22 protein-coding genes are annotated in these 24,453 nt (G+C 70.7%); 7 read left to right on the top strand and 15 right to left on the bottom strand.

The window, feature by feature from the left end; all coding sequences use genetic code 11:
* Nucleotides 1-6: 6 nt before the first annotated feature.
* Nucleotides 7-795: a hypothetical protein gene (locus ACFC96_RS11275; protein ID WP_376611633.1), complete on the top strand. Its 789-nt coding sequence runs from the start codon at nucleotides 7-9 to the stop codon at nucleotides 793-795.
* Nucleotides 796-817: 22 nt separating this feature from the next.
* On the opposite strand, the gene ACFC96_RS11270 is transcribed toward ACFC96_RS11275, so the two are convergent.
* The 5 genes from ACFC96_RS11270 to ACFC96_RS11250 form a co-directional block, all read right to left on the bottom strand.
* Complete coding sequence (locus ACFC96_RS11270; protein ID WP_376253481.1) at nucleotides 818-1,294, bottom strand: (2Fe-2S)-binding protein; 477 nt, start codon at nucleotides 1,292-1,294, stop codon at nucleotides 818-820.
* Nucleotides 1,295-1,305: 11 nt separating this feature from the next.
* The gene (locus ACFC96_RS11265; protein WP_376611631.1) at nucleotides 1,306-3,663 is read right to left on the bottom strand and encodes a molybdopterin cofactor-binding domain-containing protein; all 2,358 of its coding nucleotides are present in this window, start codon (nucleotides 3,661-3,663) and stop codon (nucleotides 1,306-1,308) included.
* Nucleotides 3,664-3,851: 188 nt separating this feature from the next.
* A complete protein-coding gene (locus ACFC96_RS11260; RefSeq protein WP_376611629.1) occupies nucleotides 3,852-5,165 on the bottom strand; it encodes an aldehyde dehydrogenase family protein in 1,314 nt (437 codons plus the stop codon).
* A 142-nt stretch (nucleotides 5,166-5,307) separates the two neighbouring features.
* Nucleotides 5,308-5,649: a hypothetical protein gene (locus ACFC96_RS11255; RefSeq protein ID WP_376612310.1), complete on the bottom strand. Its 342-nt coding sequence runs from the start codon at nucleotides 5,647-5,649 to the stop codon at nucleotides 5,308-5,310.
* A gap of 232 nt (nucleotides 5,650-5,881) precedes the next feature.
* Complete coding sequence (locus tag ACFC96_RS11250; protein WP_376611627.1) at nucleotides 5,882-6,577, bottom strand: type 1 glutamine amidotransferase domain-containing protein; 696 nt, start codon at nucleotides 6,575-6,577, stop codon at nucleotides 5,882-5,884.
* 149 nt (nucleotides 6,578-6,726) lie between these two features.
* Between ACFC96_RS11250 and ACFC96_RS11245 the strand changes: the two genes are divergently transcribed.
* Nucleotides 6,727-7,686: a LysR family transcriptional regulator gene (locus tag ACFC96_RS11245; RefSeq protein WP_376611625.1), complete on the top strand. Its 960-nt coding sequence runs from the start codon at nucleotides 6,727-6,729 to the stop codon at nucleotides 7,684-7,686.
* 30 nt (nucleotides 7,687-7,716) lie between these two features.
* Here the strand turns inward: ACFC96_RS11245 and ACFC96_RS11240 are convergent, their stop codons facing one another.
* Nucleotides 7,717-8,109 (bottom strand): nuclear transport factor 2 family protein, encoded by a 393-nt coding sequence (locus ACFC96_RS11240; protein ID WP_340460021.1) that lies wholly within the window; start codon nucleotides 8,107-8,109, stop codon nucleotides 7,717-7,719.
* Between the two features lie 71 nt (nucleotides 8,110-8,180).
* Between ACFC96_RS11240 and ACFC96_RS11235 the strand changes: the two genes are divergently transcribed.
* Nucleotides 8,181-8,750 carry a PadR family transcriptional regulator gene (locus ACFC96_RS11235; protein ID WP_376253505.1) on the top strand — a complete coding sequence of 190 codons (570 nt, stop codon included), beginning with the start codon at nucleotides 8,181-8,183 and terminating at the stop codon, nucleotides 8,748-8,750.
* 22 nt (nucleotides 8,751-8,772) lie between these two features.
* On the opposite strand, the gene ACFC96_RS11230 is transcribed toward ACFC96_RS11235, so the two are convergent.
* Together ACFC96_RS11230 and ACFC96_RS11225 are read right to left on the bottom strand one after the other, a co-directional pair.
* Complete coding sequence (locus ACFC96_RS11230) at nucleotides 8,773-9,372, bottom strand: uridine kinase (RefSeq protein WP_376611623.1); 600 nt, start codon at nucleotides 9,370-9,372, stop codon at nucleotides 8,773-8,775.
* Nucleotides 9,373-9,420: 48 nt separating this feature from the next.
* Nucleotides 9,421-10,050 (bottom strand): hypothetical protein, encoded by a 630-nt coding sequence (locus ACFC96_RS11225; RefSeq protein WP_376611621.1) that lies wholly within the window; start codon nucleotides 10,048-10,050, stop codon nucleotides 9,421-9,423.
* Between the two features lie 360 nt (nucleotides 10,051-10,410).
* On the opposite strand from ACFC96_RS11225, the gene ACFC96_RS11220 reads away from it, so the two are divergent.
* A complete protein-coding gene (locus ACFC96_RS11220; RefSeq protein WP_376253514.1) occupies nucleotides 10,411-10,920 on the top strand; it encodes a YceI family protein in 510 nt (169 codons plus the stop codon).
* A gap of 25 nt (nucleotides 10,921-10,945) precedes the next feature.
* Here the strand turns inward: ACFC96_RS11220 and ACFC96_RS11215 are convergent, their stop codons facing one another.
* Complete coding sequence (locus ACFC96_RS11215) at nucleotides 10,946-11,650, bottom strand: TetR/AcrR family transcriptional regulator (protein ID WP_376611619.1); 705 nt, start codon at nucleotides 11,648-11,650, stop codon at nucleotides 10,946-10,948.
* Nucleotides 11,651-11,691: 41 nt separating this feature from the next.
* On the bottom strand, nucleotides 11,692-12,870 hold the full coding sequence (locus tag ACFC96_RS11210) for an FAD-dependent oxidoreductase (protein WP_376611617.1): 1,179 nt from the start codon (nucleotides 12,868-12,870) through the stop codon (nucleotides 11,692-11,694).
* 173 nt (nucleotides 12,871-13,043) lie between these two features.
* Between ACFC96_RS11210 and ACFC96_RS11205 the strand changes: the two genes are divergently transcribed.
* A complete protein-coding gene (locus ACFC96_RS11205; RefSeq protein ID WP_376611615.1) occupies nucleotides 13,044-15,008 on the top strand; it encodes a M13 family metallopeptidase in 1,965 nt (654 codons plus the stop codon).
* 55 nt (nucleotides 15,009-15,063) lie between these two features.
* Here the strand turns inward: ACFC96_RS11205 and ACFC96_RS11200 are convergent, their stop codons facing one another.
* From ACFC96_RS11200 to ACFC96_RS11180, 5 genes are all read right to left on the bottom strand, one after another.
* Nucleotides 15,064-17,436 (bottom strand): beta-glucosidase, encoded by a 2,373-nt coding sequence (locus tag ACFC96_RS11200; protein WP_376611613.1) that lies wholly within the window; start codon nucleotides 17,434-17,436, stop codon nucleotides 15,064-15,066.
* Nucleotides 17,433-18,254 (bottom strand): carbohydrate ABC transporter permease, encoded by an 822-nt coding sequence (locus ACFC96_RS11195; protein ID WP_376611611.1) that lies wholly within the window; start codon nucleotides 18,252-18,254, stop codon nucleotides 17,433-17,435. Before ACFC96_RS11195 ends, ACFC96_RS11200 begins: the two co-directional genes overlap by 4 nt.
* On the bottom strand, nucleotides 18,251-19,186 hold the full coding sequence (locus ACFC96_RS11190; RefSeq protein WP_376253529.1) for a carbohydrate ABC transporter permease: 936 nt from the start codon (nucleotides 19,184-19,186) through the stop codon (nucleotides 18,251-18,253). Before ACFC96_RS11190 ends, ACFC96_RS11195 begins: the two co-directional genes overlap by 4 nt.
* A gap of 14 nt (nucleotides 19,187-19,200) precedes the next feature.
* Entirely contained in the window at nucleotides 19,201-20,511 is a 1,311-nt protein-coding gene (locus ACFC96_RS11185) for an extracellular solute-binding protein (protein ID WP_340459991.1), read from the bottom strand.
* Nucleotides 20,512-20,779: 268 nt separating this feature from the next.
* Complete coding sequence (locus ACFC96_RS11180) at nucleotides 20,780-21,826, bottom strand: LacI family DNA-binding transcriptional regulator (RefSeq protein ID WP_340459993.1); 1,047 nt, start codon at nucleotides 21,824-21,826, stop codon at nucleotides 20,780-20,782.
* Nucleotides 21,827-22,056: 230 nt separating this feature from the next.
* Here ACFC96_RS11180 and ACFC96_RS11175 point away from each other — a divergent pair, with 230 nt between their 5' ends.
* A complete protein-coding gene (locus ACFC96_RS11175) occupies nucleotides 22,057-23,331 on the top strand; it encodes a D-arabinono-1,4-lactone oxidase (protein WP_376611609.1) in 1,275 nt (424 codons plus the stop codon).
* A 692-nt stretch (nucleotides 23,332-24,023) separates the two neighbouring features.
* Nucleotides 24,024-24,410: a hypothetical protein gene (locus ACFC96_RS11170; RefSeq protein WP_376611607.1), complete on the top strand. Its 387-nt coding sequence runs from the start codon at nucleotides 24,024-24,026 to the stop codon at nucleotides 24,408-24,410.
* Nucleotides 24,411-24,453: the final 43 nt, after the last annotated feature.

The following is a 24,453-nucleotide window of genomic DNA, read 5'->3' as shown; positions in this document are numbered from 1 at the left end:
CGCGCCATGCTGCGCCTCGTCGATGCCTGTTCGGGTCTTCCTGTCGCTCCGGTGATGCACCGGAGCGTGGTGCGCATCGGCGTGCCCGTGGCTCTTCCCGAGGGCGGCGAGGCGCTCACCGACGTGCGGGCGATGCTCGTCGCCGACGTGCTGACCCGCGTACTCGAACTGTCGGGAACCATCGCGTACACGGGGCTGATCTGCCCGGACGGCGCCGACGAGAGACGCGCCGCGCTCCAGGTGCGGGCCGCCGAACTCGGCATGCATCCGGTCGCCGCCCATGGCGACGAGCGAGGCGTGGAGGGTGAGCTGGGCGGGCCGTTCGCCGTCCGTCTGAGCCGGAGCGAGGAAGCATCGGAGGCGGCGGACGGGGACGTCATCCGGCTCGGTGTCGCCGACGCGCACGCCGCTGACGGTGTCGCGGACCGGGCCGACGACCCGCTGGCCCTGCGCCTCGCCCTGCTGACCGCACCGCGCACCGAGACGCTGCGCCTCGCCTCCGCGTCGGTGTCCGTCGCCCACCACACGCTCCTGCGCTGGCGCCACGCGGTGGCCACCTGGGCGGACAGCCCTTCGCGGCCCATGCCGACACCCGCCCGCGACAGCATCCGTGACTGTCTGGAGGACGACCTCGACCTGCCCGGGGTGCTGCGCACGCTGCACCGCCTGGAGCACGCGGGGGACGCCCCGGCCGGAGCGCTCTTCGAGACCTTCGCGTACGTGGACCGGGTGCTCGGCCTGGACCTCGTGCGCGACGTCGGCAGGGGACCCGCGCCGCCGCGGCCGCTGACGTAGCCGGCCGCGGCGTTGCGGCTCCTCACATGTTCTTGGCGCCCGCCCTGATCGCCTCGCGGATGCGGGTGTACGTGCCGCAGCGGCAGATGTTGCGGATCTCGTCGAGGTCCGCGTCGGTGATGTCGCGTCCCTCCTCGGCAGCGCGCCGGACCTTGGCGACCGCCGTCATGATCTGGCCCGGCTGGCAGTACCCGCACTGCGCGACGTCGAGGTCGAGCCAGGCCTCCTGCATCGGGTGGAGGTCCTTGCCCACGGTGGCGGGCAGGCCCTCGATGGTGGTGACCTCGTCGTCGGGGCCGATCTTCGACACCGGCACCGAACACGGGTTGAACGCCTTGCCGTTGATGTGCGACGTACAGGCCTGGCACACGCCGAGGCCGCAGCCGTACTTGGGTCCCGTGACGCCGAGCAGGTCGCGCAGGACCCACAGCAGCCGTACGTCGTCCTCGGCCTCGACCGTGATCTGCTCGCCGTTGAGCGTGAAGGTGTGACTGGGCATGGCGGGGCTCCTCAGAAGGCGCGGTCGAGACCGTCGGTGGGGGACTGGGGCGTGGACGGTTCGAGCGGCAGCGGGTCGAAGGAGAGGGTGGCGTGGTTGATCGGGAAGCTCGTCGGCAGCGTGCCCGTGGCACGGGCGTAGGCGCAGGCGATGGAGGCGAACGCGGGCGCGACGCCCAGCTCGCCCGCTCCTGACGGCTTGTCACCGGTGGACGGCATGACGATGACGCGCAGGTCGGGCGGGGTGTTCCACTGTCGCGTGTAGAAGTAGTGGTCCCAGCTGCCCTCCAGCGGGATGCCGTCCTTGATGTGCAGGCTGGAGGTGAGGGCCATGGCGAGCGCGTCGTTCATCCCGCCCATCATCTGGGCCTCGAGACCACGGGGGTTGATGGCGAACCCGGCGTCGACGACCATCAGGGCGCGGGTCACGCGCGGACCGGTGACGCCGTCCCTGACCTTGCGGTTCACCGTCTCCGGCCGGCAGTCGATCTCGACGAGCGAGGCGACCGCGCCGCGGTACTCCGTGTGCAGGGCGATCCCCTGCGCGACACCGGCGGGCAGTGCCCTGCCCCACTCCCCGGCCTCGACCGCCTTGTCCAGGACGGCGCGCAGGCGCTCCTCCTTGAGGAACTCACGGCGGAACGCGACCGGGTCCTTGCCCATTTTCGCGGCCAGCAGGTCGACGACGAGTTCGCGGGCACACGCCACATTGGGCGAGTAGATGTTGCGCATGCTGCCGGTGTTGAACTTCAGCGGCACCTCGTTGAGGAGCTGCGTGGTGACACCGAAGTTGTACGGCGTGGACTGGGTCAGCTGGAAGATGGTCTCGGCGAACGTGAGGTTGCCGGCCACCGGCAGCTTCGCCGCCGTCGACGTGATCATCTCTCCGAGCCCGTGCCCGAAGTCGGTCTGCGAACTGGTGTGGCGCTGCTCGTAGCTGACGACGTTGCCGAGCGCGTAGGTGGCGCGCACCCGCGAGACGCACATCGGATGGGTTCTGCCCTGCCGGAAGTTGTCGGTACGCGACCACGACAGCTTGACCGGCTTGCCCATCTTCTGAGAGATCTCGGCGGCCTCGGCGGCCACGTCGTGGAAGAGGTGCCGACCGAACGAGCCGCCGCCCTCGACCACATGGACGGTGACGGCCGTCTGCGGAAGCCCGAGCCGGTCGGCGATGTCCCGCTGCGCCACGATGGGGACCTTGAGACTCGCCCAGATCTCGGCGCGGTCGGAGCGCACGTCCGCTATCGCGTTGTCCGGCTCCAGCGGACTGTTGCTGGCGAACGCGAAGGTGAACTCGGCGTCGATCTTCTTCGTGAGGAGCGGCGGCACGACCATGGGCAGCGCCGCGGCTCTGAGCTTGGCGAGGACGGTGTCGTCCGACTCCTTGTCCACGGTGCCGGGTCCCCAGGTCACGTCGAGCGCGCGCAGTGCGTCGATGCACTGGCCGAACGTCTCGCCGCGTACCGCGACGCCGTGCTTGACGGTGGCGACATCGGTGATGCCCGGCATGTTCCTGACGGCGTCGGCGTTCGCGACGGAGACCACCGTGCCGTTGACCGTGGGCGGCCTGCGCACCATGGTCGGTCTGGCGTCGGGCACGTGAAGGTCCATGCCGAACTTCTTGCGCCCGGTCACGATGTCCCGCGCGTCGATCCGGTTCTGCGGTGTGCCCAGGATCGTGAAGTCGGACGTGGACTTGAGGTGGGCGGAGGCGGTGACGGTCCGCGCGCTGGCGGCGGCCTCGGCGAGCGAGCCGTACGTCGCGCTCTTCGCGGTGCCGTGCGTGATCACGCCGTCCCGTGTGGTCAGTTCGGACTCCGGTACGCCCCACTGCTGCGCGGCCGTGGCGACGAGCCGCTGCCGGGCGACGGCCGCCGCGGAGCGGACCGGGAGGTAGATGCTGCGCATCGAGTTGGAGCCGCCGGTCAGCTGGTTCATCAGGAGTTCCGGGCGGGCGTCGGCGAGTGACACCCGTACCTTCGCCAGGGGGAGGTCCATCTCCTCGGCGATCATCATGGCGACCGCCGTCGTCATGCCCTGGCCCACCTCGGCGCGCGGGACCGCGAACGACGCCGTCCCGTCCGCGTGCACCTGGACGGAGATGAGACCGGACGTGGGCGCCGCCGCCAGGGTCTGCATGTCACCGAGGTCGAAGAGCTCCTCCGGCTGCGGCACCGAAGGCACCGCGGCCTCGGCGGACTCACCGCCCACGGCGTCCAGGCCGAGGCGCGCGCCGACGGCGAGTGTCGGCGCGGCGAGCAGGTACGCGAGAACCCTGCGCCGTCCGGGACCACCGGGACCATCGGCACGTTCAGGTTGTGCGGCTTCTTCCACGGGCTCGCGTGGCGAACGGCTCTGTTCTGCCATGGGGGTGCCTCCCGGCGCACGGATTGAGTTGATCAACCGGGCAGCCTAGGGCGCGGGAGGCGGGCGGGGCACAGGGTGCGGGCAAACTCCACATGACTGCCACACACTCGCGGATGCGAGGCAGTTGAGACGCACGGCTCGCGGCTGCGAGAGGGGCGGGCCGCCGGGACCCGTCTCTCCCGCCGGGCTCAGCCCAGCGGTACGTCGAGCCGGGCCTTGCGATGGCTGAACGTCGCGATGGAGTGCGGGCCGTGGTAGTTGCCGAGACCGCTCTCGCCGACTCCGCCGAACGGCAGCTCGGGGACGCGGAGATGGGCCATGGGCAGCCCGAATCCGATGCCGCCGGAGGACGTCTCGTCGGCGAGGCGGCGCCGGGTGTCCTCGCTTTCGGTGAAGCCGTAGAGGGCGAGCGGCTTGTCGCGGTCGTTGATGAACTCGATGGCCTCGTCGAGCCCGGCCACCTCGACGATGGGCAGGACGGGGCCGAAGATCTCCTCGCGCATGACCGGCTCGTCGGGCTTCACGCCGGTGAGGACGGTCGGCGCGATATAGGTGTCGTCGCGGTCGGTCTGCCCGCCGAAGGCCGTCGTCCCGGAGTCGAGCAGCGCCGACACCCGGTCGAAGTGCCGCTCGTTGACGATGCGGCCGTACGCGTCCGAGGCCTGCGGATCGGTGCCGAACATCGCCTCGACCGCCTTGGCGAGCGCGGCGGCGAGCGCGGGGGCGGTCTCCGGGTCGGTCAGCACGTAGTCGGGGGCGACACAGGTCTGCCCGGCGTTACGGAACTTGGCGCCCGCGAGGCGCTCGGCGACACGGTTGAGATTGACGTCGCGGTCCACGAACACCGGTGACTTCCCGCCCAGTTCGAGGGTGACCGGGGTGAGGTGCTCGGCGGCGGCCCGCATGACGATACGGCCGACCGTGCCGTTGCCGGTGTAGAAGATGTGGTCCCAGCGCTGGGCGAGCAGCTCGGTGGTCTCCGCGATGCCGCCCTCGACGACGGCGACGGCCTCCTTGTCGAGGTACTCGGGCACCAGACGGGCGATCAGCGCGGATGTCGCCGGGGTGACCTCGCTCGGCTTGAGGACCACGGCGTTGCCGGCCGCGAGCGCGCCCACCAGCGGCACGAGCAGCAACTGCACCGGGTAGTTCCAGGGCGCGATGACGAGGACGGTGCCGAGCGGGTCGTACTGCGTTGCGGCGGTCGAGCCGTCGGGCAGGCCCGCGAGGGCGCCGGACGCCACGGGCCGGGGGCGCAGCCACTCGTCGAGATGGTTCAGGGTGTGGTCGATCTCCCTTACGGGGAAGTCGATTTCGGTGGCGAAGACGTCGGCGCGCGGCTTGCGCAGATCGGCGTACAGGGCGTCCGCGATGTCACCGCGGTGCCCGGTGAACATGGCGCGCAGCCGGGTGAGCTGCTCCCTGCGCCAGGCGAGCGGCTTGGTGCGGCCACGGGCGAAGGCGGCGTGGAGGCGGGCGACGAGGTCTTCGATGTCGGTCACGAGGGGTCTCCTGCGAGGGGGTGCTCGGCGGGTGTCGAGCAGGAAGTCGGAGAGAAGGGCGCGGCGGTGGCCTGCGGTCGGCACAGTGTGGCCGGTCAGGCGGGGTGCGTCGCGGATCCGTGCGGCGCCCCGCCGGGCCTTGTCACCCGCGAGGTGCACGCGGACATCGGGCTGCCGAGGAGACCTGCGAGCAGCGCGTCCGTGGCGGGGTGAACAACTGCGGTGCGTCTGACACCGACTCCAGGCCGACCACCAGGGCGATGCGGATGTCCGCGGCCTCGGCGGGTTCCACGGCGGCGGGGGTGCCCGCCTGTGTGAACAGGCCGGTCAGCAATCGGCGGAGATCCGCGGTGAACGTGTGGCAGACGTCGCCGAACAGCCGGGCCCCGGCGTCGAGCAGCTCGGCGGAGCGCGGCGAGTCCCCGGCGAGGCGGAGCACCAGTTCTGGCTTGGTGGCCAGGACACCTCGGACGCGCTCGGCCACGGGGGTGTCCTCGGCGGCGGCCGCCCGCAGCTCCCGTCCAGCGCCTGCCTGTGCAGACGCCCCGCGAGCCGGCGGAAGGCGTCGTCCTTGTTGCGAACGTAGTGGTGGACCGCGGACCGGGACACGCCCATCGTGGAAGCGATGTCGTCCATCGTGGTGCGCCGGACGCCGTACCTGGTCGGGCAGTCGTAGGCGGCGCCGAGGACCTCGTCGAGCCGGTCCGCGCTCATCGTCAGGCCAGCTTCTTGAGGAGCTCGGCCGCGAGCGGGGCGGAGGAGGACGGGTTCTGGCCGGTGACCAGGTTGCGGTCGACGACGGTCTTCGGGGCCCACGGCTCGCCCTCCTGGAAGTCCACGCCCGCGTTGACGAGGCGGTCCTGGAGCAGCCACTTCGCCTTGTCGGCGAAGCCGGCCTGGGCCTCCTCGGTGTTGGTGAAGCCGGTCACCTCGTACCCGGCGAAGGCGTTGGTGCCGTCACTCTTGATCGCGGCGAGCATGGCGGCCGGGGCGTGGCAGACGATACCGAGGGGCTTGCCCGTCTCCAGGGCGAGGGTGAGGAGCCTGCCCGAGTCGGCGTCGGCGGAGAGGTCCTCCATGGGGCCGTGGCCGCCGGGGTAGAACACCGCCGCGTAGTCGTCGAGGTTCACGTCCTCCAGCTTCACCGGGTGCTGCAGTTCACCGAACGAGGCGAGGGCCGCCGCCACCTGGTCCGCGCCCGCCTGGCCGCCGTTGACCTCGGGTGCGAGGGAGGCCTTGTCCACGGTCGGGACGACGCCGCCGGGCGTGGCCACGACGATGTCGTGGCCCGCGGCCTTGAAGGCCTCGTACGGGGCGACGGCCTCCTCGGCCCAGAAGCCGGTGGGGTGCAGGGTGCCGTCGGCCAGCGTCCAGTGGGTGGCGCCGGTGACTACGAAAAGGATCTTCGACATGGTGAGTGCTCCGAGGGTGCGGGCCCGCGGGCCCGGAGGACGGGTTCGGATCGCGGAACCTCTGACGCTGTGTGCCCAGATCGTCAGTGTGTGGCGATGGCACCGACCGTAGGGCGGGCCTCCCATAGGAATCCAATAGGGTGGCCAATATGAGGAATAGGGATTCGAATGGGTCTGAGGGAATAGGCCGGACGGCGCACGCGGGCCCGCTGGACCTGAATCTGCTGCGCACCTTCCTCGCGGTGTACCGGTCGGGATCCTTCACCGCGGCCGCGCGACTGCTCGGCCTGTCGCAGCCGACCGTGACCACACAGATCCGCGCGCTGGAGCGGCAGCTGGACCGCGAACTCTTCGAGCGGCTGCCGCGCGGCGTCGCTCCCGTCCCCTTCGCGGACGAGCTCGCGTCCCGCGTGGTCGACCCGCTCGACGCCCTCTCGGCCGTCGCCGGACAGGGCGGCCCCGGCACGGACGCCGCTGCCGAGCCCGTCCATCTGGCGGGACCGGCCGAGCTGCTGTGCCTCTGCGTCCTGCCGGCGCTGGCGCCCCTGGTCGAGAAGGGGGTGCGGCTGCGTGTCACGACCGGACTGACCGACCCGCTCCTGGCGGAGCTGCGCACCGGCCGGCACGACCTCGTCATCGCCACTGCCCGGCCCCGCGGCCGCAACCTGACGTCGGTCCCCCTCGCGGACGAGGAGTTCGTCCTGGTCGCCGCCCCGGCCTGGGCGGACCGCATCGGCGGCCCGAACCGGATCGCCACCGAGGGGCCGGGGCTGCTGCACACCGTCCCGCTCATCACGTACGCCGAGGAACTCCCGATCGTCCGCCGCTACTGGCGCCACGTCTTCGGCAGGCGCCTGACCTGCAAGGCCGCCGTCACCGTGCCCGATCTGCGTGGTGTCGTGTCCGCCGTGGCGGCCGGGGCCGGGTTCAGCGTGCTGCCCCGCTATCTGTGCCGCGAGCTGCTCGCCGCGGGGGCGCTCGTCCTCCTCCACGACCCGCAGGACCCGCCGTTCAACACGGGATACGTCGTCCAGCGCCCCGGAACGCCGGACAACCCGCACATCGGCCTCGTCCGTGACCGGCTCCTGGAGGCCGGCCGGGGCTGGTAGTTCCGGCCGGCCTCCACGCCGTGGCGGCGGCTACGCGCCCGCGGCCTCCTGCCGGATGCGCTCGAACTGCGCTCCCATGGCCTCGGAGAGTGCCTCGGCGCCGGACAGGGGGCGCACCATGACGGTGAGGTCGTCGATGAGCCCGTCCTCGTCGAGGTGGATGAAGTCGCAGCCGTTGACCTCGCGGTCGCCGACGCGGGCGACGAAGACCAGGGCGTGGTCGCGGCCGTCGGCGCTGTTGATCTCCCGTACGTAGCGGAAGTCCTCGAAGACGCGTGTGACGCCCCGCAGGATCGCGGCGGTGATCGCCTTGCCCGGGTAGGGGTGGAAGGCGACCGGGCTGGTGAACACGACGTTCTCGGCGAGGAGCGCCTCCATGGCGTCGGGGTCGTTCGCTTCCACGGCCTTGCGGAATGCCTGCATGCGCGCGCTCCATAGTCAATTTGTTGAATAGGTGCGGACGAGATTAATCGTGCCGGTGTTAGCGTGTCCAGATGTCTCTGAAGCACGCGGTCCTCGCGGCTCTCCTGGAGGGCGAGGCGTCGGGGTACGACCTGGCCAAGGTGTTCGACGTGGCAGTGGCCAACTTCTGGTCCGCGACCCCGCAGCAGCTCTACCGTGAACTGGAACGTCTCGCCGGGGACGGCCTGGTCGAGGCGCGGGTCGTGCCGCAGGAACGCAGGCCGAACAAGCGGATGTTCACGCTCACGGACGCGGGCCGCGCCGCCCTGGACGACTTCGCCGTCGCCCCGCCGAGGCCCACCGCCATCCGCGACGAACTCATGGTCAAGATCCAGGCGTCGGACGGGGCGGACCCGGAAGCCGTGCGCGCGCTCGTCGAGGAGCGCATGGGGTGGGCGCGCGGCAAACTGGCCCGCTACGAACGCCTTCGGGAGCGGCTCCTCGACGGGCGCGACGAGGACACGTACCTGCGCGACGCCGAACGCATCGGTCCCTACCTGACGTTGATGCGCGGGCGTTCCTTCGAGGAGGAGAACCTCCGGTGGGGCGAGCGCGTCCTGGACATCCTGGCGCGGCGCACCTCACATGCCGAGCGGTCCTGAACTCCCTTACGGATGTAGGTGTCTACTGCAGGCACATGTAGGTGTGCGCCGGGTCGGCGGGCGCGGTGTGCGGGTCGCCGTCGACCACCACGTCGGCCCGCTCGCGCGTCCCGTCCTCGGTGAAGTGCTCGTCCTCCGCGGCCATCCACGTACGCCACAGCGGCAGCGCGTCCTCACCGTCGCGGATGAGTCCTCTGCGCAGACGCACCGCGCGTCCCGTCTCGACCCACACGGCGCAGGTGAGACGGTCGGCGACGGCCCGGCGTGCCGACGACACACCTTCGAGGACGAGGGTGTGGCCGACGGGAACGTCGTGCCACTCGGCGAGTTCGCGGCGTTCCCAGTCGTAGCGCTGGAACCGTCCGGCCACCCCGGTCCCCAGCGGCTGGAGCACCTGCTCCTCGAGGCGGGGCCACCAGCCCAACGGGTCGTTCCACGAGGCGAAGTCGTCGGTGTGCACGATCCGCGCGCCGCCGAGTGCCCCCGCCAGGCGCTCGGCGAACGTGCTCTTGCCCGCCCCCGACGGGCCGTCCACGGCGACGAGTCTGACCGGTCCGCACCGCGGCGGCGCCGCCAGGATGCGGGACGCCAGTGCGGTGTAGGTCTCAGAGGCGGGTTCCATGAGAGCGCACGATAGCGGTGGTTGTGCGGTGCGGGGGCCGGATGTCTCTCAGGCGTTCGCCGGAGCGTCCTTCTTGTCGCTGTCCTCAGTGGTGGCCGCAGTGGCCGGCAGGGCGGTGTAGAACACGGACTTGTTCTGCTTGGTGCGCTCGGCCTGACCGCGGGCGACGAGGGACTCGAGGGTGTTGCGGACGACCGTGCCGCCGGCCTTGCGCTCCGGGTGGGACTCGGCGAGCGTCGTCGTGACCTCGGCTGCCGAACGCGGCTCGGTGCTCGTGGTGATGAGGTTCAGGACCAGCTCCCGCAGGGTGGGGGAGCCGGGGGTGCGGGCCTGCGCGGCGGCGGGTGCCTTCTTCGCGGCGGGCTTCTTGCCGGCCTCCTTCTTCGCGCGCTGCTTGGGCGTCGCGCTCTCGCCCTTCGGCTTGCGTGCCTTGGGGAGCGCGGCGGCGGGTGCCGCCTTCGGCGCGACCGGCGCCTCCTCGGTCACCGGTGCCGCGCCCGGTCCGGTGAGTGCGTCGCGCATTCCCACCAGGAGGGTGCGGTCGTGGTCGAGTGTCTGGAGCTGCTCCTGAAGTGCGGCCAACTCGGCGGTGACGCGTTCCTGTTCCTTGGCGTTGCGCTCGAGGTCGGCGTCCACCTGGGCGGAGTACTGGGACTTGAGCGTGTTGCTGTCCGACATGACTGCCCGCTTCCTGTGGTTGTGGGGCTGTGTGTTGGTGCCGAAGGGTACTCACACCACACACCTTTGTGCACGGTCCTTCGGCGCATTGCCCCTGCGCAGTGTCGGTGGGGTGGCACCATGCAGCGCCGTGCGGGGTGCTACGGGCACGTGGGAACGGGTGTGGAACACCCATGCGTGGGGTGCCGGTTGGGCACGTCGGGTGGACGTGGCGCATGTGCCGACGACGTCGGCGGTGACATTTGTACCGGCCGCGCGACGACATCTCGCTCTGCCGGGTGCCGTGCGCCGCCTGACATGCTGAGGCCGACGACCGCATCGGCGGCGTCGGGACCGACGGAGGCCATGGTGGCATCACGAGTGGGAGAACATCCTGTGCCGCAGAGCGGCACGTACGAGATCGATCCGGTGGCATCGAGCGTGAACTTCCGTATGCGCACGGTCTTCGGGCTGTTTCCGGTGCGGGGAAGCTTCCGGATCACGCGGGGACGGATCGACGTGGCCGGACCTGTCGAGAAGTCCACGGTGGACGTGCGGATCGGAGCGGACACGTTCGAGTCGGGTGTGGCGCGCCGCGACGCACATGTCCGGTCGGCCGACTACCTCGACGTGGCCGCCCATCCCGAGTTCGCGTTCCGTGGTGACGGTGTCGAGGTCGGGGCCGACGGGGCACTGCTGACGGGGGAGTTGACCGTCCTCGGTGTCAGTCGGCCGGTCGACGTCACCGTCGAGAGCGTGACGGTCGAGGGCCGCCGTCTGACGGTGGTGGCGTCGGCCGTCGTGGACCGCTACGCGTTCGGTGTGACCGCCGCGAAGGGCCTGACCGGCCGTCGGATGACCGTGCGCCTGGACGTCACGGCGACGCGTTGACCTGCCGCGACAGCTGGTCGGGAGGTCACGGAGCGTCGGTGGTGGACGGCCTGGGTGTGTGGGGCATCCCGTTGATCAGTACCCGCAGCCCCCAGCCGAGGCGGGCCTCTCCCGGCCCGGACAGCAGCTCGTCCCCCAGCGCCGCGAGGCGCGGGTGGGTCGTCGCGGACACGTCGCGCAGCGCGGTGGTCAGCGCGTCCCAGTCGCCCTGGGCGTCCTCGTCCCGGTCGCGGGTGGACTGCTCGGCCGCTGTCGAAGTGGCGTACTGCAGAAGGGCGTCCACACCCCACGCGGCCTGCGCGTCCGGGATGCCGCCCTCGCAGAGCAGCGCGAGGAGGGCTTCGAGCAGGTCGAAGTAGTGCTCGCCGCGGGGCATCGCCACCAGTGCAGAGCGGGCGAGGCTCGGATGCTCGAACAGCACCGCGGTGTACGAGGACAGGATCCGCACCAGACGGTCCTGCCAGTCTCCCGGAGCGGTGGCGGGGGAGAGGTCGACGGCGCCGAGCAGCTCGTCCAGGATGGCCGCGTGCAGCTCGGCGGTGTTGCGCACGTACACGTAGAGCGAGGCCGGGCCCGTGTCGAGCTCCTGCGCCAGGCGGCGCATGGTGACGCGCTTGAGGCCTTCGTCGCGCATGATCGCGACTGCGGTCGCGACGATGCCGTCCCGGGTCAGGGCGGGCTTGGCCGGACGCTCTCGGCGACTGCGGGGTGCTGCGGGCTGGGGGGACACGTGCTCACCGTAACGAGCGGGGTTCGTGACGACCAAGTGCGTCATGAACCCGTTCCCGCGGCTTCGGCCTCCTCGCGGAAGGACGCGAACAGGTCGAGCAGGCCCTGCGGGGCGTCGGGGTGGAAGATGACGTCGAGATTGTCGGCGGATCCGGCCGCGGCGTGCTCGCTGCGGGGGAAGAGCGCCTCCTCGTAGACGGTGAGGGCCTTCTCGGTCTCGCCGGGGTGGGCCAGGATCGCGGCGGCCAGCTCGGCGCCGTCGAGCATCGCCAGGTTGGCGCCCTCGCCGGCGAACGGCGACATCAGGTGGGCGGCGTCGCCGAGCAGGGTCACACCGGGGACGCGGTCCCACCGGTGTCCGACGGGCAGGGCGTGGACGGGCCGCGGGACGAGCGGGCCGTCGGCGTCGCCGACGAGTGCGCGCAATGCCTCGTCCCAGCCGTCGAAGGAGGTGAGGATGCGGGCCTTGGCCGCCTCGGTGTCGGTGAAGTCGATGCCGCCGGCGGTGAACCAGTCGGCGGGCACCCGCAGCGCGCAGTAGATGTGCAGCCGGCCGTCGCTCTCGCGGTGGGCGAGGAAGCCCTTCTCGTCCCCGAGCGCGAACAGCGAGCCGCCGCCGACGACCGCGGCACTCTCCGGGTGAAGGGTGTCCGCGTCGTCCAGGTGTGCCTCGACGAACGAGATGCCGGAGTAGGCGGGGCGGGCGTCGGAGAGCAGCGGGCGGACCTTGGACCAGGCGCCGTCGGCGCCGACGAGCAGGTCGGTCGTGAAGGTCTCGCCGGACGCGAGGGTCACCTCGTGGCGGCCGCCGGTCAGCGGGCGGGCGCCGGTGACCTTGGCGCCCCAGCGCAGGGTGTCCGCCGGCAGCGAGGCGAGCAGCATGTCGCGCAGATCGTGCCGGCTGACCTCCGGCCGGCCGTCGGTGCCGCCTTCGTCGCTCTCCTCCCTGCGCACGGTGCCGTGCTTGTCCAGGATCCGCATGGCCTCGCCGCCCGGCTGGACGGCGGCGAGGAACTCCTCGTGCAGCTCCGCGGCGCGCAGTGCGGCCTGGCCGGACTCGACGTGCATGTCGAGCATGCCGCCTTGAGGGCGGGCGGCGGGGGAGGCCTCCAGGTCGTAGACGGCCGCTTCGACGCCGCCGAGGTGCAGGACGCGCGCGAGGACGAGGCCGCCGAGGCCTGCGCCGACGATCGCGATGGGGTGGTGGGTCGTGGTGGTCATGGCGTGCTCCTTCGGACGGGGGTGGCGCCCGCCGTTCCGGGAGCCTCTCCGTCAAGGTAACGAACATGTTCGTTACGAACAAGTTCCTAACGAACATGTTCGTCCTTGCTCACGGTGGATCCGGCCCACGGGATTGCGAAACGTCCCGGGCGCGCCTCGCATAAGCTGCCTCGATGAGCATTCTTGATGACGCCCGCCCGGGTATGAACCCCGAGATCCGGCCGCAGGACGACCTGTTCGGCCACGTCAACGGCCATTGGCTGGACACCGAGCCGATCCCTGAGGACCGCTCGAGCTGGGGCCCCTTCGTGCAGCTTGCCGACACCGCCGAGGAGCAGGTCAAGGCGATCATCGAGGAACTCGCGGCCGGGGCCGAGTCGACCTCGGCCGACGCCGGCGAGGCACGCAAGATCGCCGCGCTCTACGCCTCCTTCATGGACGAGCAGGCCGTCGAGGCCCTCGGGCTCGCGCCCGCGCGCCCGCTGCTCGACGAGGTCGCGGCCATCACCGACCTCCGGAGCCTCGCGACGTTCCTCGGCCGCTTCGAGCGCGTCGGCGGCTCCGGCCTCTTCGGGTCGTACGTCGACACCGACGACCGCAACTCCGACCGCTACCTCGTCAACGTCGTGCAGGGCGGCCTCGGCCTGCCCGACGAGTCGTACTACCGCGACGACAAGTTCGCCGAGATCCGCGACAAGTACGTCACCTACCTCACCGATCTCCTGACGCTCGCCGAGCACGCCGACCCCGCGGCCGCCGCGCGGACGGTCCTCGCCATCGAGACCAAGCTGGCCGCGGGCCACTGGGAGCGGGCCGAGACCCGTGACGTGCAGAAGACGTACAACCTCACCTCCCTGGACGAACTCAAGACCCTGGCGCCGGAGTTCGACTGGCACGGCTACGCCGCCGCGATCGGCGGCACCGACGCGACCATCGCCGAGACCTGCGTGCGGCAGCCGTCGTACTTCGCCCACCTCTCCCAGGTCCTGACCGAGTTCCCGATCGAGCAGTGGCGCGACTGGGTGCTGGTGCGCGTGCTGCGCGCCTCGGCGCCGTACCTCTCGGACGCGTTCGTGCAGAACAACTTCGACTTCTACGGGCGCACGCTCAACGGCACCCCGGAGCTGCGCGCCCGCTGGAAGCGCGGCGTCGCGCTCGTCGAGAGCGCGATGGGCGAGGCCGTCGGCAAGGAGTACGTGGCCCGGCACTTCCCGCCGGCGTCCAAGGCGATGATGGACGAGCTCGTCGCCAACCTCCTGGAGGCATACCGTCAGTCGATCGCCCAGCTCGACTGGATGACCGACGAGACGAAGGAGCGGGCGTACGAGAAGCTCGCCACGTTCCGCCCCAAGATCGGCTACCCGGACAAGTTCCGCGACTACTCCAAGCTCCAGGTCACCGCGGACGACCTGCTCGCCAACGCGCAGGCGGCCGCGGCGTTCGAGACGGACCGCGAGCTGGCCAAGATCGGTTCGCCGGTCGACCGCGACGAGTGGTTCATGCTCCCGCAGACGGTGAACGCGTACTACAACCCGGGCACCAATGAGATCTGCTTCCCCGCGGGCATCCTGCAGAAGCCGTTCTTCGCGCCCGACGCCGACGCGGCCGAGAACTACGGCGGCATCGGCTCCGTGATCGGCCACGAGATCGGCCACGGCTTCGACGACCAGGGTGCCCAGTACGACGGCGCGGGCAACCTCAACGACTGGTGGACCGCCGCCGACAAGACGGCCTTCGAGGCCAAGTCGAAGGCCCTGATCGAGCAGTACGACGGCTTCTCGCCGCGCAACCTGCCGGGCGAGACCGTCAACGGCGCGCTCACGGTCGGCGAGAACATCGGCGACCTCGGCGGCCTGACCATCGGCCACAAGGCGTACGTCATCTCCCTCGGCGACACGCCGTCGCCGGAGCACGGGGCCACCACCGGCTCCCAGCGCCTGTTCCTCAACTGGGCCTACTGCTGGCGCACCAAGCGGCGCAAGGAGCAGGAGCAGCAGTACCTGACGATCGACCCGCACTCCCCGCCGGAGTTCCGCGCGAACATCGTGCGCAACCTCGACGAGTTCCACAACGCGTTCGGCACGTCGGACAGTGACGGTCTGTGGCTCGACCCTGCGGACCGCGTGCGCATCTGGTGAAGCGCCCGTGACGCGTGGCCCGTACCTTCCGGGGAAGGTACGGGCCACGGCTCGTTCAGGACGTGGTGACGTCGAAGCCGGCGTGCAGCCTGCGGGTGTGGTCCACGGTCCGCACGGGGCCGGTGAGCGTCACGTTCGCGGTCAGCCGGCGGTCGGTGCTGGACGCGCCGAGCCGCAGCTCCAGCTCGCCCGGTTCGACGATCCGCCGACCGTCCCGCCCGGTGAACGACGCGAGGTCCGCGGGCACCGTCACCCCGACCCGCGCGGCCTGCCCCGGCGCGAGTGCCAGGCGCACGAACCCGACCAGCCGCTGGACGGGCTGCACGACCGAGGCGACCGGGTCGTGCAGATAGAGCTGCACGACCTCGGTGCCGTCCCGGTCGCCCGAGTTCCGCACGGTGAAGGCGAGTTCGGCCTCGCCGTCCGTCCCGACCGTCGTGCGTTCCACGGTGAGATCGGACCAGTCGAACGACGTGTACGTCAGTCCGTGCCCGAAGCCGAACGCCGGAGTCGGATCGATGTTCGACACTTCGTTGACCTGCCCGAGGCGCGCCGCCAGATACGTGGACGGCTGGGCCCCCGGGCCGTTCGGCACGCTGACGGGCAGCCGTCCCGACGGTGCGACCCGCCCGCTGAGCACACCGGTGATCGCGGGTGTGCCCTCCTCGCCGGGGAAGAACGACTGGACGACGGCGGCCGACTCCCGTACCGCACGCCCGAGCGCGTACGGGCGCCCCGCCAGGAGTGTCACCACGACCGGGGTGCCGGCGTCCAGGAGCGTGTCGAGCAGTTGCTCCTGCACGCCCGGCAGCGCGAGCGAGGCCGCGTCGCAGCCCTCGCCGCTGGTGCCCCGGCCGAAGAGGCCGGCGCGGTCGCCGAGCGCGAGGACGACGACGTCGGCGCCGCGGGCCAGCTGTACGGCCTCGGCGAAACCGTCGGTGCCGGTGTCGTCGATGCCGCACCCGGGCGCCGTGACGACCTCGCTGTCCGGGAACTCGGCCCGCAACGACTCGACCAGGGTGGGCAGTTCGATCCCGGCCGGCACCTCGGGGTGCCGGGCGCCCACGTGCACCGGGAACGCGTAGCAGCCGAGGACGGCCGTCGCAGTGTCGGCAGTCGGGCCGACCACCGCGATCCGGGCGGGCCGGGCCAGGGGGAGGGTGCCGTCGTTGCGGAGCAGCACGACCGCCTGTTCGGCGACCTCCCGGGCGAGGGCGCGGCGGTCCGCGGCGTCGAGGGCCACGGTTCCGCGCAGCGCCCGCGGGTCCCCGAGGTCGGCACCGGCCAGTGCCTGCGGCACCGCGTCCCATCCTTCGTCGAGGAGGCCCAGCTGCGCCTTCTGTACGAGCACGCGGCGCAGCGCGCGGTCCACGACGGCCTCGGGCACCCGACCGTCCGCGACCGCGTCGAGGAGCGGCTGTCCGAACGCCTTGACGGTGGGCAGTTCCACGTCCACCCCGGCGCTCAGCGCGGTTCCGGCGGCCTCGCCCCACGTGGCGGCGACACCGTGCAGGGTCTTGAGGAACCCGACACCGAAGTAGTCCGCCACCACCGTCCCCGTGAAGCCCCAGGTGTCCCGCAACAGTCCGGTGAGCAGCTGCTCGTCGGCTGCCGACGGAACGCCGTCCGTGTCAGTGTAGGCGTGCATGACCGAACGCGCGCCGCCCTCCCGCAGCGCCATCTCGAACGGCAGCAGCATCACGTCGGCGCGCTCCCTGGGCCCCATGCCGACGGGCGCGAGGTTCCGTCCCGCACGGGAGGCGGAATAGCCCACGAAGTGCTTCAGAGTGGCGACGATCCCGGCGGACTCCAGACCCTGGACGTAGGCGGTGCCGAGCGTTCCGACGAGGTACGGATCCTCGCCGATGGTCTCCTCGACGCGCCCCCACCGGGCATCACGCACGACGTCGAGCACGGGCGCGAGGCCCTGGTGCACACCCACCGCACGCATGTCCTGACCGATGGCCTCGGCCATGCGTCGTACCAGCGCCGGATCGAACGTCGCGCCCCACGAGAGCGGGACGGGATAGGCGGTCGCGCCCCAGGCGGCGAAGCCCGCGAGGCACTCCTCGTGGGCCACGGCCGGGATGCCGAAGCGGTTTCCCGCGGCGATGCGGCGCTGGGTGCGCAGCAGGGACAGCGCGCCGAGGGCGGGGTCGACAGGGGCGGTACCGAAGGGCCTGGTGAGCTGCCCGAGCCCGTGCGGCAGCAGCGCCTCGAGGTCGACCACCTCCTCCATCTCGTGCTGGTACGGGGCGACTTCGCCGCCCTCGTCGGACGCCCCGACCCACACGCCGAACAGCTGGGCGACCTTCTCCTGGAGGGTCATCTCGGCGACGAGGGCGTCGGCGCGCGTCTCGTGGTCGAGGGTCGTGTCGCGCCACAGAGGAGTGGTGGATTCTGTCGTTACGGCCACGTTGTGGGTCACTTTCCTCCCACGCCCATGAGCCCCTGGACCAGGGTGCGCCGGGCGAACAGGTAGACGAGCAGGACGGGCACCATGGACAGGACCACGGCGGCCAGCAGCCCCGGGACGTTGATGCCGTACTGGGTGCGGAAGTTGTAGAGCCCCAAGGTGATCACCTTGGTGGAGTCGGACTGGGTGAGCACCAGGGGGAACAGGAAGCCGTTCCACGCCTGAAGGGCGGAGAAGACCGCGATCGTCGAGAGCCCGCCCCGCGACAGGGGGAGCACGAGCTGACGGAACACCCGCCAGGACGAGGCGCCGTCGATGGCCATGGCCTCGTACAGATCCGGGGTGATGTCGCGCATCACCCCGGTCAGGACCAGGGCGCACATGGGCAGCGAGAAGGCGGCGGTCGGCAGGATGACGCCGATGAGGTTGTCGTAGAGCCCCGCCTTGCTGATGACGTAGAACATCGGCACGATCACCGCCTGCGCAGGGATGGCGAGACCGAGCAGGAAGAGGCGGAAGACGGCCGTCGTGACGCGGCCGCGGCTGCGGACGATGGTGTACGACAGAGGCGGCACCACCACGAGGACGATGGCGACCACGCACATGGTCACGATCACCGTGTTGAGGAAGTACCGGCCGAAGCCGGTGGAGAAGTCGTCGACGTAGTTGTGCAACGTGAAGTGCCGCGGCAGGCTCAGCGGTCCGCTCGCGCCGTAGTCCGCGCGCGACTGCACCGAGGCCGCGACCAGGACGTAGAGCGGTGCGCCGACGACGATCAGCCAGGCCAGGGAGCCCAGGCCGGCCAGGTAGTTGGGGCGTTGCTTGCTCACAGGCCCTCCACCGTGCTGCGCATCTTGTCGTAGCCCGACACCCGTACGACGACCAGCGAGATGACGGTCGCGACCACCACCAGGAGCAGCGCGATGGCCGATCCCGCGCCGAAGTCGAAGCTCTTGAAGGCCTTTTGGTACATGTAGTAGGCGCTGATGGTGGTGTCCGTGCCGGGGCCGCCCTGGGTCAGGATCAGGACGGTGTCGAACGTGGTGAGGCCGCCGACGACCATCAGGATCATCGACGTGATCATGGTGTTGCGCAGTTGCGGCAGCGTGATGTGGAAGAACTGGCGCACCGTGCCCGCCCCGTCGATCTGCGCCGCCTGGTAGAGGACCTGCGGGATGGCCCGCGCCGCGCCCTGGTAGATCAGGGTGTGGAACGGGGTGAACTGCCAGGCGCCCACGAAGACGAGCACCCCGATGGCCCCGCTCTGCATACCGAGCAGGTTGCCGTCGCCGAACAGCCACTTGGCCTGGGACGGCACACCGAAGTTGGGGTCGAGCAGGGTGCGCCACAGGACGGAGACCGCGGTGGCGGACAGCAGCAGGGGGACGAAGTAGATCGCGGACAGGATCGCGCGGTTGCGCTGGCGGCCCGCCGCCCAGACGCCGAGCAGGATGCTCAACGGCGTCTGGACGAGCACGCCCAGGACGGTGATCAGGACGCTCAGCCAGAGGCTGTTGAGCATCACCGGGTCGTCGAAGAGCTTGGTCCAGTTGTCGAGCCCGATGAACCGGGGCGCGCCCAGACCGTTCCAGCTCGTGAAGGACAGCACGGCGACCAGGACGAGCGGGACGACGGCGAACAGGACGAAGAACACGGTGGCGGGCAGCGCCCAGGCGAAACCCGGGCGCCCCACTCCACCCGTGCGCCGCTTCGCGGGTCGCCGTTCGGCGACGACCGCGGCCTTGGTGACGGTGGTGGTCATCTCGGTGCCGGGTCTCACGCGGTGGGCAAGGCCTGCATGGCCTTGATGAAGCCGTCGGTGTCGAGCCCGCCGTTGACGAACTGCTGGACCGCCTGGTGCATGGGTGTCGACGCGGACTGGGGGTAGGCCTGGTCCCACGAGAGCTGGAACGAGGGGGCCTTCTTCACGAGGTCGAGCTGGTACTTCGAGTACGCCGGACTGGCGGAGGTGCCGAGGAACTTCTCCGTGTTGGTCGTGGTCGGCAGGTTGCCTATGCCCAGCTGCGCCTTCACGAACTCGTCGGAGTACTGGAGCTTCAGGAACGCGGCGACGGCCTCGGGATGCTTCGTCTTCTTCATCACCGAGTAGAAGTTGTTGGTGTTGCCGACGAGATTGGCGGCGTCGCCCGTGCCGCCCGCGACGGTCGGGAACGAGGTGTAGCCGAGGTCCTTCTTGGCGAACGCGGGGTGGGAATCCTGCTGGGTCGAGTACTCCCACGAACCCATCAGCTCGAAGCCGGCCTTGCCGCTGGCGAGCAGCGTGGGCGAGCCCTGGTCGGTGAACTTGACCGAGTCGTAGTTGGTGCCGAAGGCACCCGCGTCGACGAGCTGCCTGATCATGCCCAGTGCCTTCTTGCTGCCCGCGCTCTCCCAGGCGCTCTTGTCGCCGCCGAGCGCCTTCTGGAAGACCTCCGGGCCCGCGACACGGTCGTAGAGGTACTCGAACCACATCAGCGTGGGCCACTGGTCACCGCCGCCGAGCGCGATCGGGGTGACGCCCTTGGCCTTGAGCGCCTTCACCGCGCCGAGCAGGTCGTCCCAGGTCTTCGGCGGCGTGACGCCGGCGTCGGCCAGGACCTTCTTGTTGTTGAAGAGCAGTACCGGTTGTGTGCCGCGCATCGGGATCCCGTACGGCTTCCCGTCGACCTTCGCGCTGTCGAAGACCGACGGCAGGAAGCTGGATTTGAGGGCCGGGTCCTTCTTGATGAAGTCGTCGAGCGGCATCAGCAGATCGGCGTCGACGAACGGCTTGATGCTGCCGCCGCCCCAGTTGAAGAAGATGTCGGGGGCCTGCGGGGTGCTGATGATGGTCTGCAGCTTCTGCTGGTAGTCGGCGCCCGGGATGGTGTCGAGGACCGCCTTCACCTTCGACGTCTTGTTGAAGGTGGCCACGAGCTGCTTCTCGACCTTGTTGGCCGCGTCCCCGTACACCAGCACGTGGATCTTGTCGGAGCCTCCGCCGCCTGCCGAGTCGGAGGAGCCGCCGCCACAGGCCGACAGGGTCAGCCCGAGGGCGAGCGCCACACCTGCGGCGACGGCGCGGGAGATCCGTGCGGGTGTCTTCATCTTTGAAGCCTCTCGAAAGTGTCGGTCAAGAGACCGAAATATGCTGGGCGGTGTGACGCTAAGGCGCGCCGGGGAGGCGGTCAAGCCTTGGAGTGCGGGTTTCCGAAGCGTTATCGGAGGAGCGCCTGCCGCAGGTATGCCCTTGTGGCGAAAGGGCGTGACGAGGAGGCGGCCGGGTTCTGGCCGCCGAAGGGCGTGCGGACGATGCGCGCCGACAGTTTCGAAGATCGCCGTCGGGCGTGCGGGGTGATGAGTGTCGAGGCGAGAACTACCGCTCGGCGGGCGCCGCCGTGCTGCTCCGCACGACGAGACGGGTCGCCAGGTCCATGCGCGGCGTCGGGGGCTTCTTGCCACGCGCCAGGTCGAGGGTCAGCCGTGCGGCGGCCTCGGCCATCTCGACCAGCGGCTGGCGGACGGTGGTCAGCGGCGGACCCACCCAGCGGGCGAGGGGCAGATCGTCGAAGCCCACGACGCTGAGGTCGTCCGGGATCCGCAGGCCCAGTTCGCGAGCCGCCTCGTAGAGACCGAGCGCCTGGAGGTCGTTGCCGGCGAACACGGCGGTCGGCCGGTCCGGCAGGCCGAGCAGTTCGAGACCGGCCGCGTGGCCGGACTCGTGATGGAAGGTCCCCTCGCGGATCAGTGACGGATCGAACGCCACCCCGGCCGTCTCCAGGGCCGCCCGATAACCGTCGATCCGGGCACGGCTGCACATCATCCCCGCCGGGCCGGCGATCACACCGATACGGCGATGGCCCAGTTCCAGCAGGTGCCGGGTGGCGGCCAGGCCGCCCTGCCAGTTCGTGGCACCGATCGCGGGCACGTCGTCCCCGGGGTCGCCCGCCGGGTCCATCACCACGAACGGGATGTCGCGGCTGGTGAGCTGCGCCCGCTGGGCGGCGTCGAGCCCGGACAGGACGACGATCACGCCGGTGGGACGGCGGGCGAGGACGCCGTCGACCCAGGACTGGCCGATGCTGAGCTGCCCGGCGTGCTCGGACAGGACCAGGCTGAGCCCCTCCTCGCGGGCGACGTTCTCGACACCGCGGATCACCTCCATCGACCAGGAGCTGTCCAGCTCGTGGAAGACGAGTTCGAGCAGGGGGATGGCCGTGGTGTTGGCCCTGCGGCGCTGGTAGCCGTGGTGGCGGAGCAGATCCTCCACCCGCTCGCGGGTGGCCGGGGCGACATCCGCCCGGCCGTTGAGGACCTTCGAAACAGTCGGAGCGGAGACCCCCGCTTCACGGGCGATCTCGGCAAGCGTCGCCGTGCCGGCCTCGGAGGCCCCCTGGGACGCCGGCCTCTGCTTCTTCTGCACCGCTGAGGAGTTCACGGTACGGATCGTAACTTCTAGGGGGTGAGACGGGGCAAGAGGATCATCGGACCTGCGCGCCTTGACGCACCGGCAAGATCCTTCTAGGTTTTCGCAACATGCGTCATCGGCGTCGAAATAGTTGAACGAGAACTCGCAGAGACGCGAACTCCTTGAGACTGGGGACGTCACCCCTCGGGTCACGAGACGCGAACCTCTGGAGAACGGACATGTGCATGCCGGCGACCGGTACACCGCTGCGGAACTGGGCGGGAAACGTCACCTTCGGCCCGGCGCGGGTCCACCGTCCGGCATCGGAGGCCGACCTGCGCCGGACCGTCGCCTCCGCCGAGAAGGTACGGGTCCTCGGCAGCGGGCACTCGTTCAACCGCATCGCGGACACGGACGGCGACCTGGTCCTCCTGGACGGGCTCGCGCGCCGGGTGCGGGTGTCCGAGGACCGCGCCACCGTGAGCGTCTCGGCGGGCATGCGGTACGCGGAGGTGGCCTCGGCACTCCAGGCACACGGTCTCGCTCTCGCCAACCTGGCCTCGCTTCCGCACATCTCGGTCGCGGGATCGTGCGCCACCGGAACGCACGGTTCAGGAGACGCGCTGCGCGGTCTGGCCGCCGCCGTGACCGGGATCGAGCTGATCGGCCCCGACGGATCGCGGTCGACGCTGGACCGCGCCTGCGACCCGGACCGCTTCCCCGGCGCCGTCGTCAACCTCGGCGCACTCGGTGTCGTGGTCTCCATGACCCTCGCCGTGGAGCCCGCGTTCGACGTCGCCCAATGGGTGTACGACGACGTGCCGCTCGACCGGATCTCCGAGGACCTCGACGCCGTGTTCGGCGCCGCGTACAGCGTCAGCGCGTTCACCGACTGGCGCGCGGACACCGCCACGGTGTGGCTGAAGCGCCGCACCGACCGGCTGCCGACCGGCACCCCGGGAGACCGCTGGATGGGCGGGCTCCTCGCGGACGGCCCGCGCCACCCGGTCCCCGGCATGCCACCGGCCTTCTGCACCGAGCAGCGGGGCGTCCCCGGACCGTGGCACGAGCGGCTTCCCCACTTCCGGCCCGACTTCACCCCGAGCAACGGCGAGGAGCTCCAGTCCGAGCTGCTCCTGCCGCGCGAGGCCGCGGCCGACGCGATGGCGGCCCTGCGTGACCTCGGAGAGCGGATCGCCCCGGTGCTCCTTGTCTCCGAGATCCGGACGGTCGCCGCGGACGACCTGTGGCTCAGCCCGAGTCACGGCCGCGCATCCCTCGCCCTCCACTTCACATGGGTGCGCCGCCCCGACGACGTACTCCCGGTCATCGGGGCCATCGAGGAGCGGCTGCTGCCGCTCGGGGCGCGCCCCCACTGGGGGAAACTGACGACGGCGGCTCCCCGTACCGTCGCCGCGCTCTACGAACGAGCCCCCGACTTCCAGCGGCTACGGCAGGAGCTGGACCCGGCAGGGAAGTTCGCGAACGCCTTCGTGACGGAACTCTTCGCCGCTCACTGAACGTGAACCTCTGCCGAGCGCCGCGGACCTGGTCCGTTCGGCGGCGCCCGGGTCGCTGCGGTCCTGCGCCGAACCTAGCGTTCCCACAGTCGGGGGTATTTCCGTCTGGAGGGTCCACCGTGCGTTCCACAGGTTTCGCTTCCGCGGCAGCACTGTTCGGCGCCGCCGCACTTCTGTCCGTGACAGCACCGGCCTCCGTGGCGGACGACGGCGGAGTCGCCTCGGGCGGTATCGATTCTGGGGTTACAGGCTCGGGGGTTACCAGTAGCTCGGGGGTTACCGGCTCAGGTGTCACCGACTCGGGTGGCGGCGACGCCCGTGTCACAGACTCCGGTAGTGCCGATCCCGGTGGTGCCGATTCGGGTGGTGCCGGTTCGGGTGTCACGAAATCCGGTAGTGCCGATCCCAGTGGTGCCGATTCGGGTGGTGCCGATTCTCGTACGAGCGACTCGGGTGCCGACTCCGGTGGTGCCGATTCTCGTACCAGTGACTCGGGTGCCGACTCCGGTGGTGCCGATTCCCGTACCAGTGACTCGGGTGCCGACTCCGGTGGTGCCGATTCCCGTACCAGTGACTCGGGTGCCGACTCCGGTGGTGCCGATTCCCGTACGAGCGACTCGGGTGCCGATTCGGGTGGTACCGGCGGCCGCACGGACGGCGGTGGCCGCGACGTCACCTCGTTCGGATACACAGTGTCCCCGCAGACCGTGTCCCCCGGCGGGACGGTCACGATCAACGCCACCAAGTGCCAGACGCCGACCGTGCGCGTCACGGCGCCGGTCTTCGACGACGTCACGCTCAATGCGGGCCGTTCGGCGACCGCCAAGGTCTCTCCCGATGCGAAGCCGGGTGCCCAGTACGACGTGACGTTCGACTGCAAGGGGGAGCGCGGCACCGCCAAACTGACGATCGCCGCAGGCGGTGCCCGTCCCAGCACGCCGACCGTGCCGAGGGGCGTGGAGGCCGGAGACGGCGGCAGCCTCTCCAGGCTCGACGCCACGCAGCTCCTGGCGGGCACCGCACTGGTGGCGGGCGCCGTGGGCGCGGGCGCGTACGCCGCCAGGCGCCGCTCCGGCTGACGGGGCTGAGACGGACCGGTTGCCTCCGGACGCGCCGCTCACG

It is taken from the genome of Streptomyces sp. NPDC055955, assembly GCF_042270245.1.
GTDB lineage: Bacteria > Actinomycetota > Actinomycetes > Streptomycetales > Streptomycetaceae > Streptomyces.
Note: the sequence above shows the minus strand (reverse complement) of the source record. Positions and strands in the feature narration are given on the sequence as shown.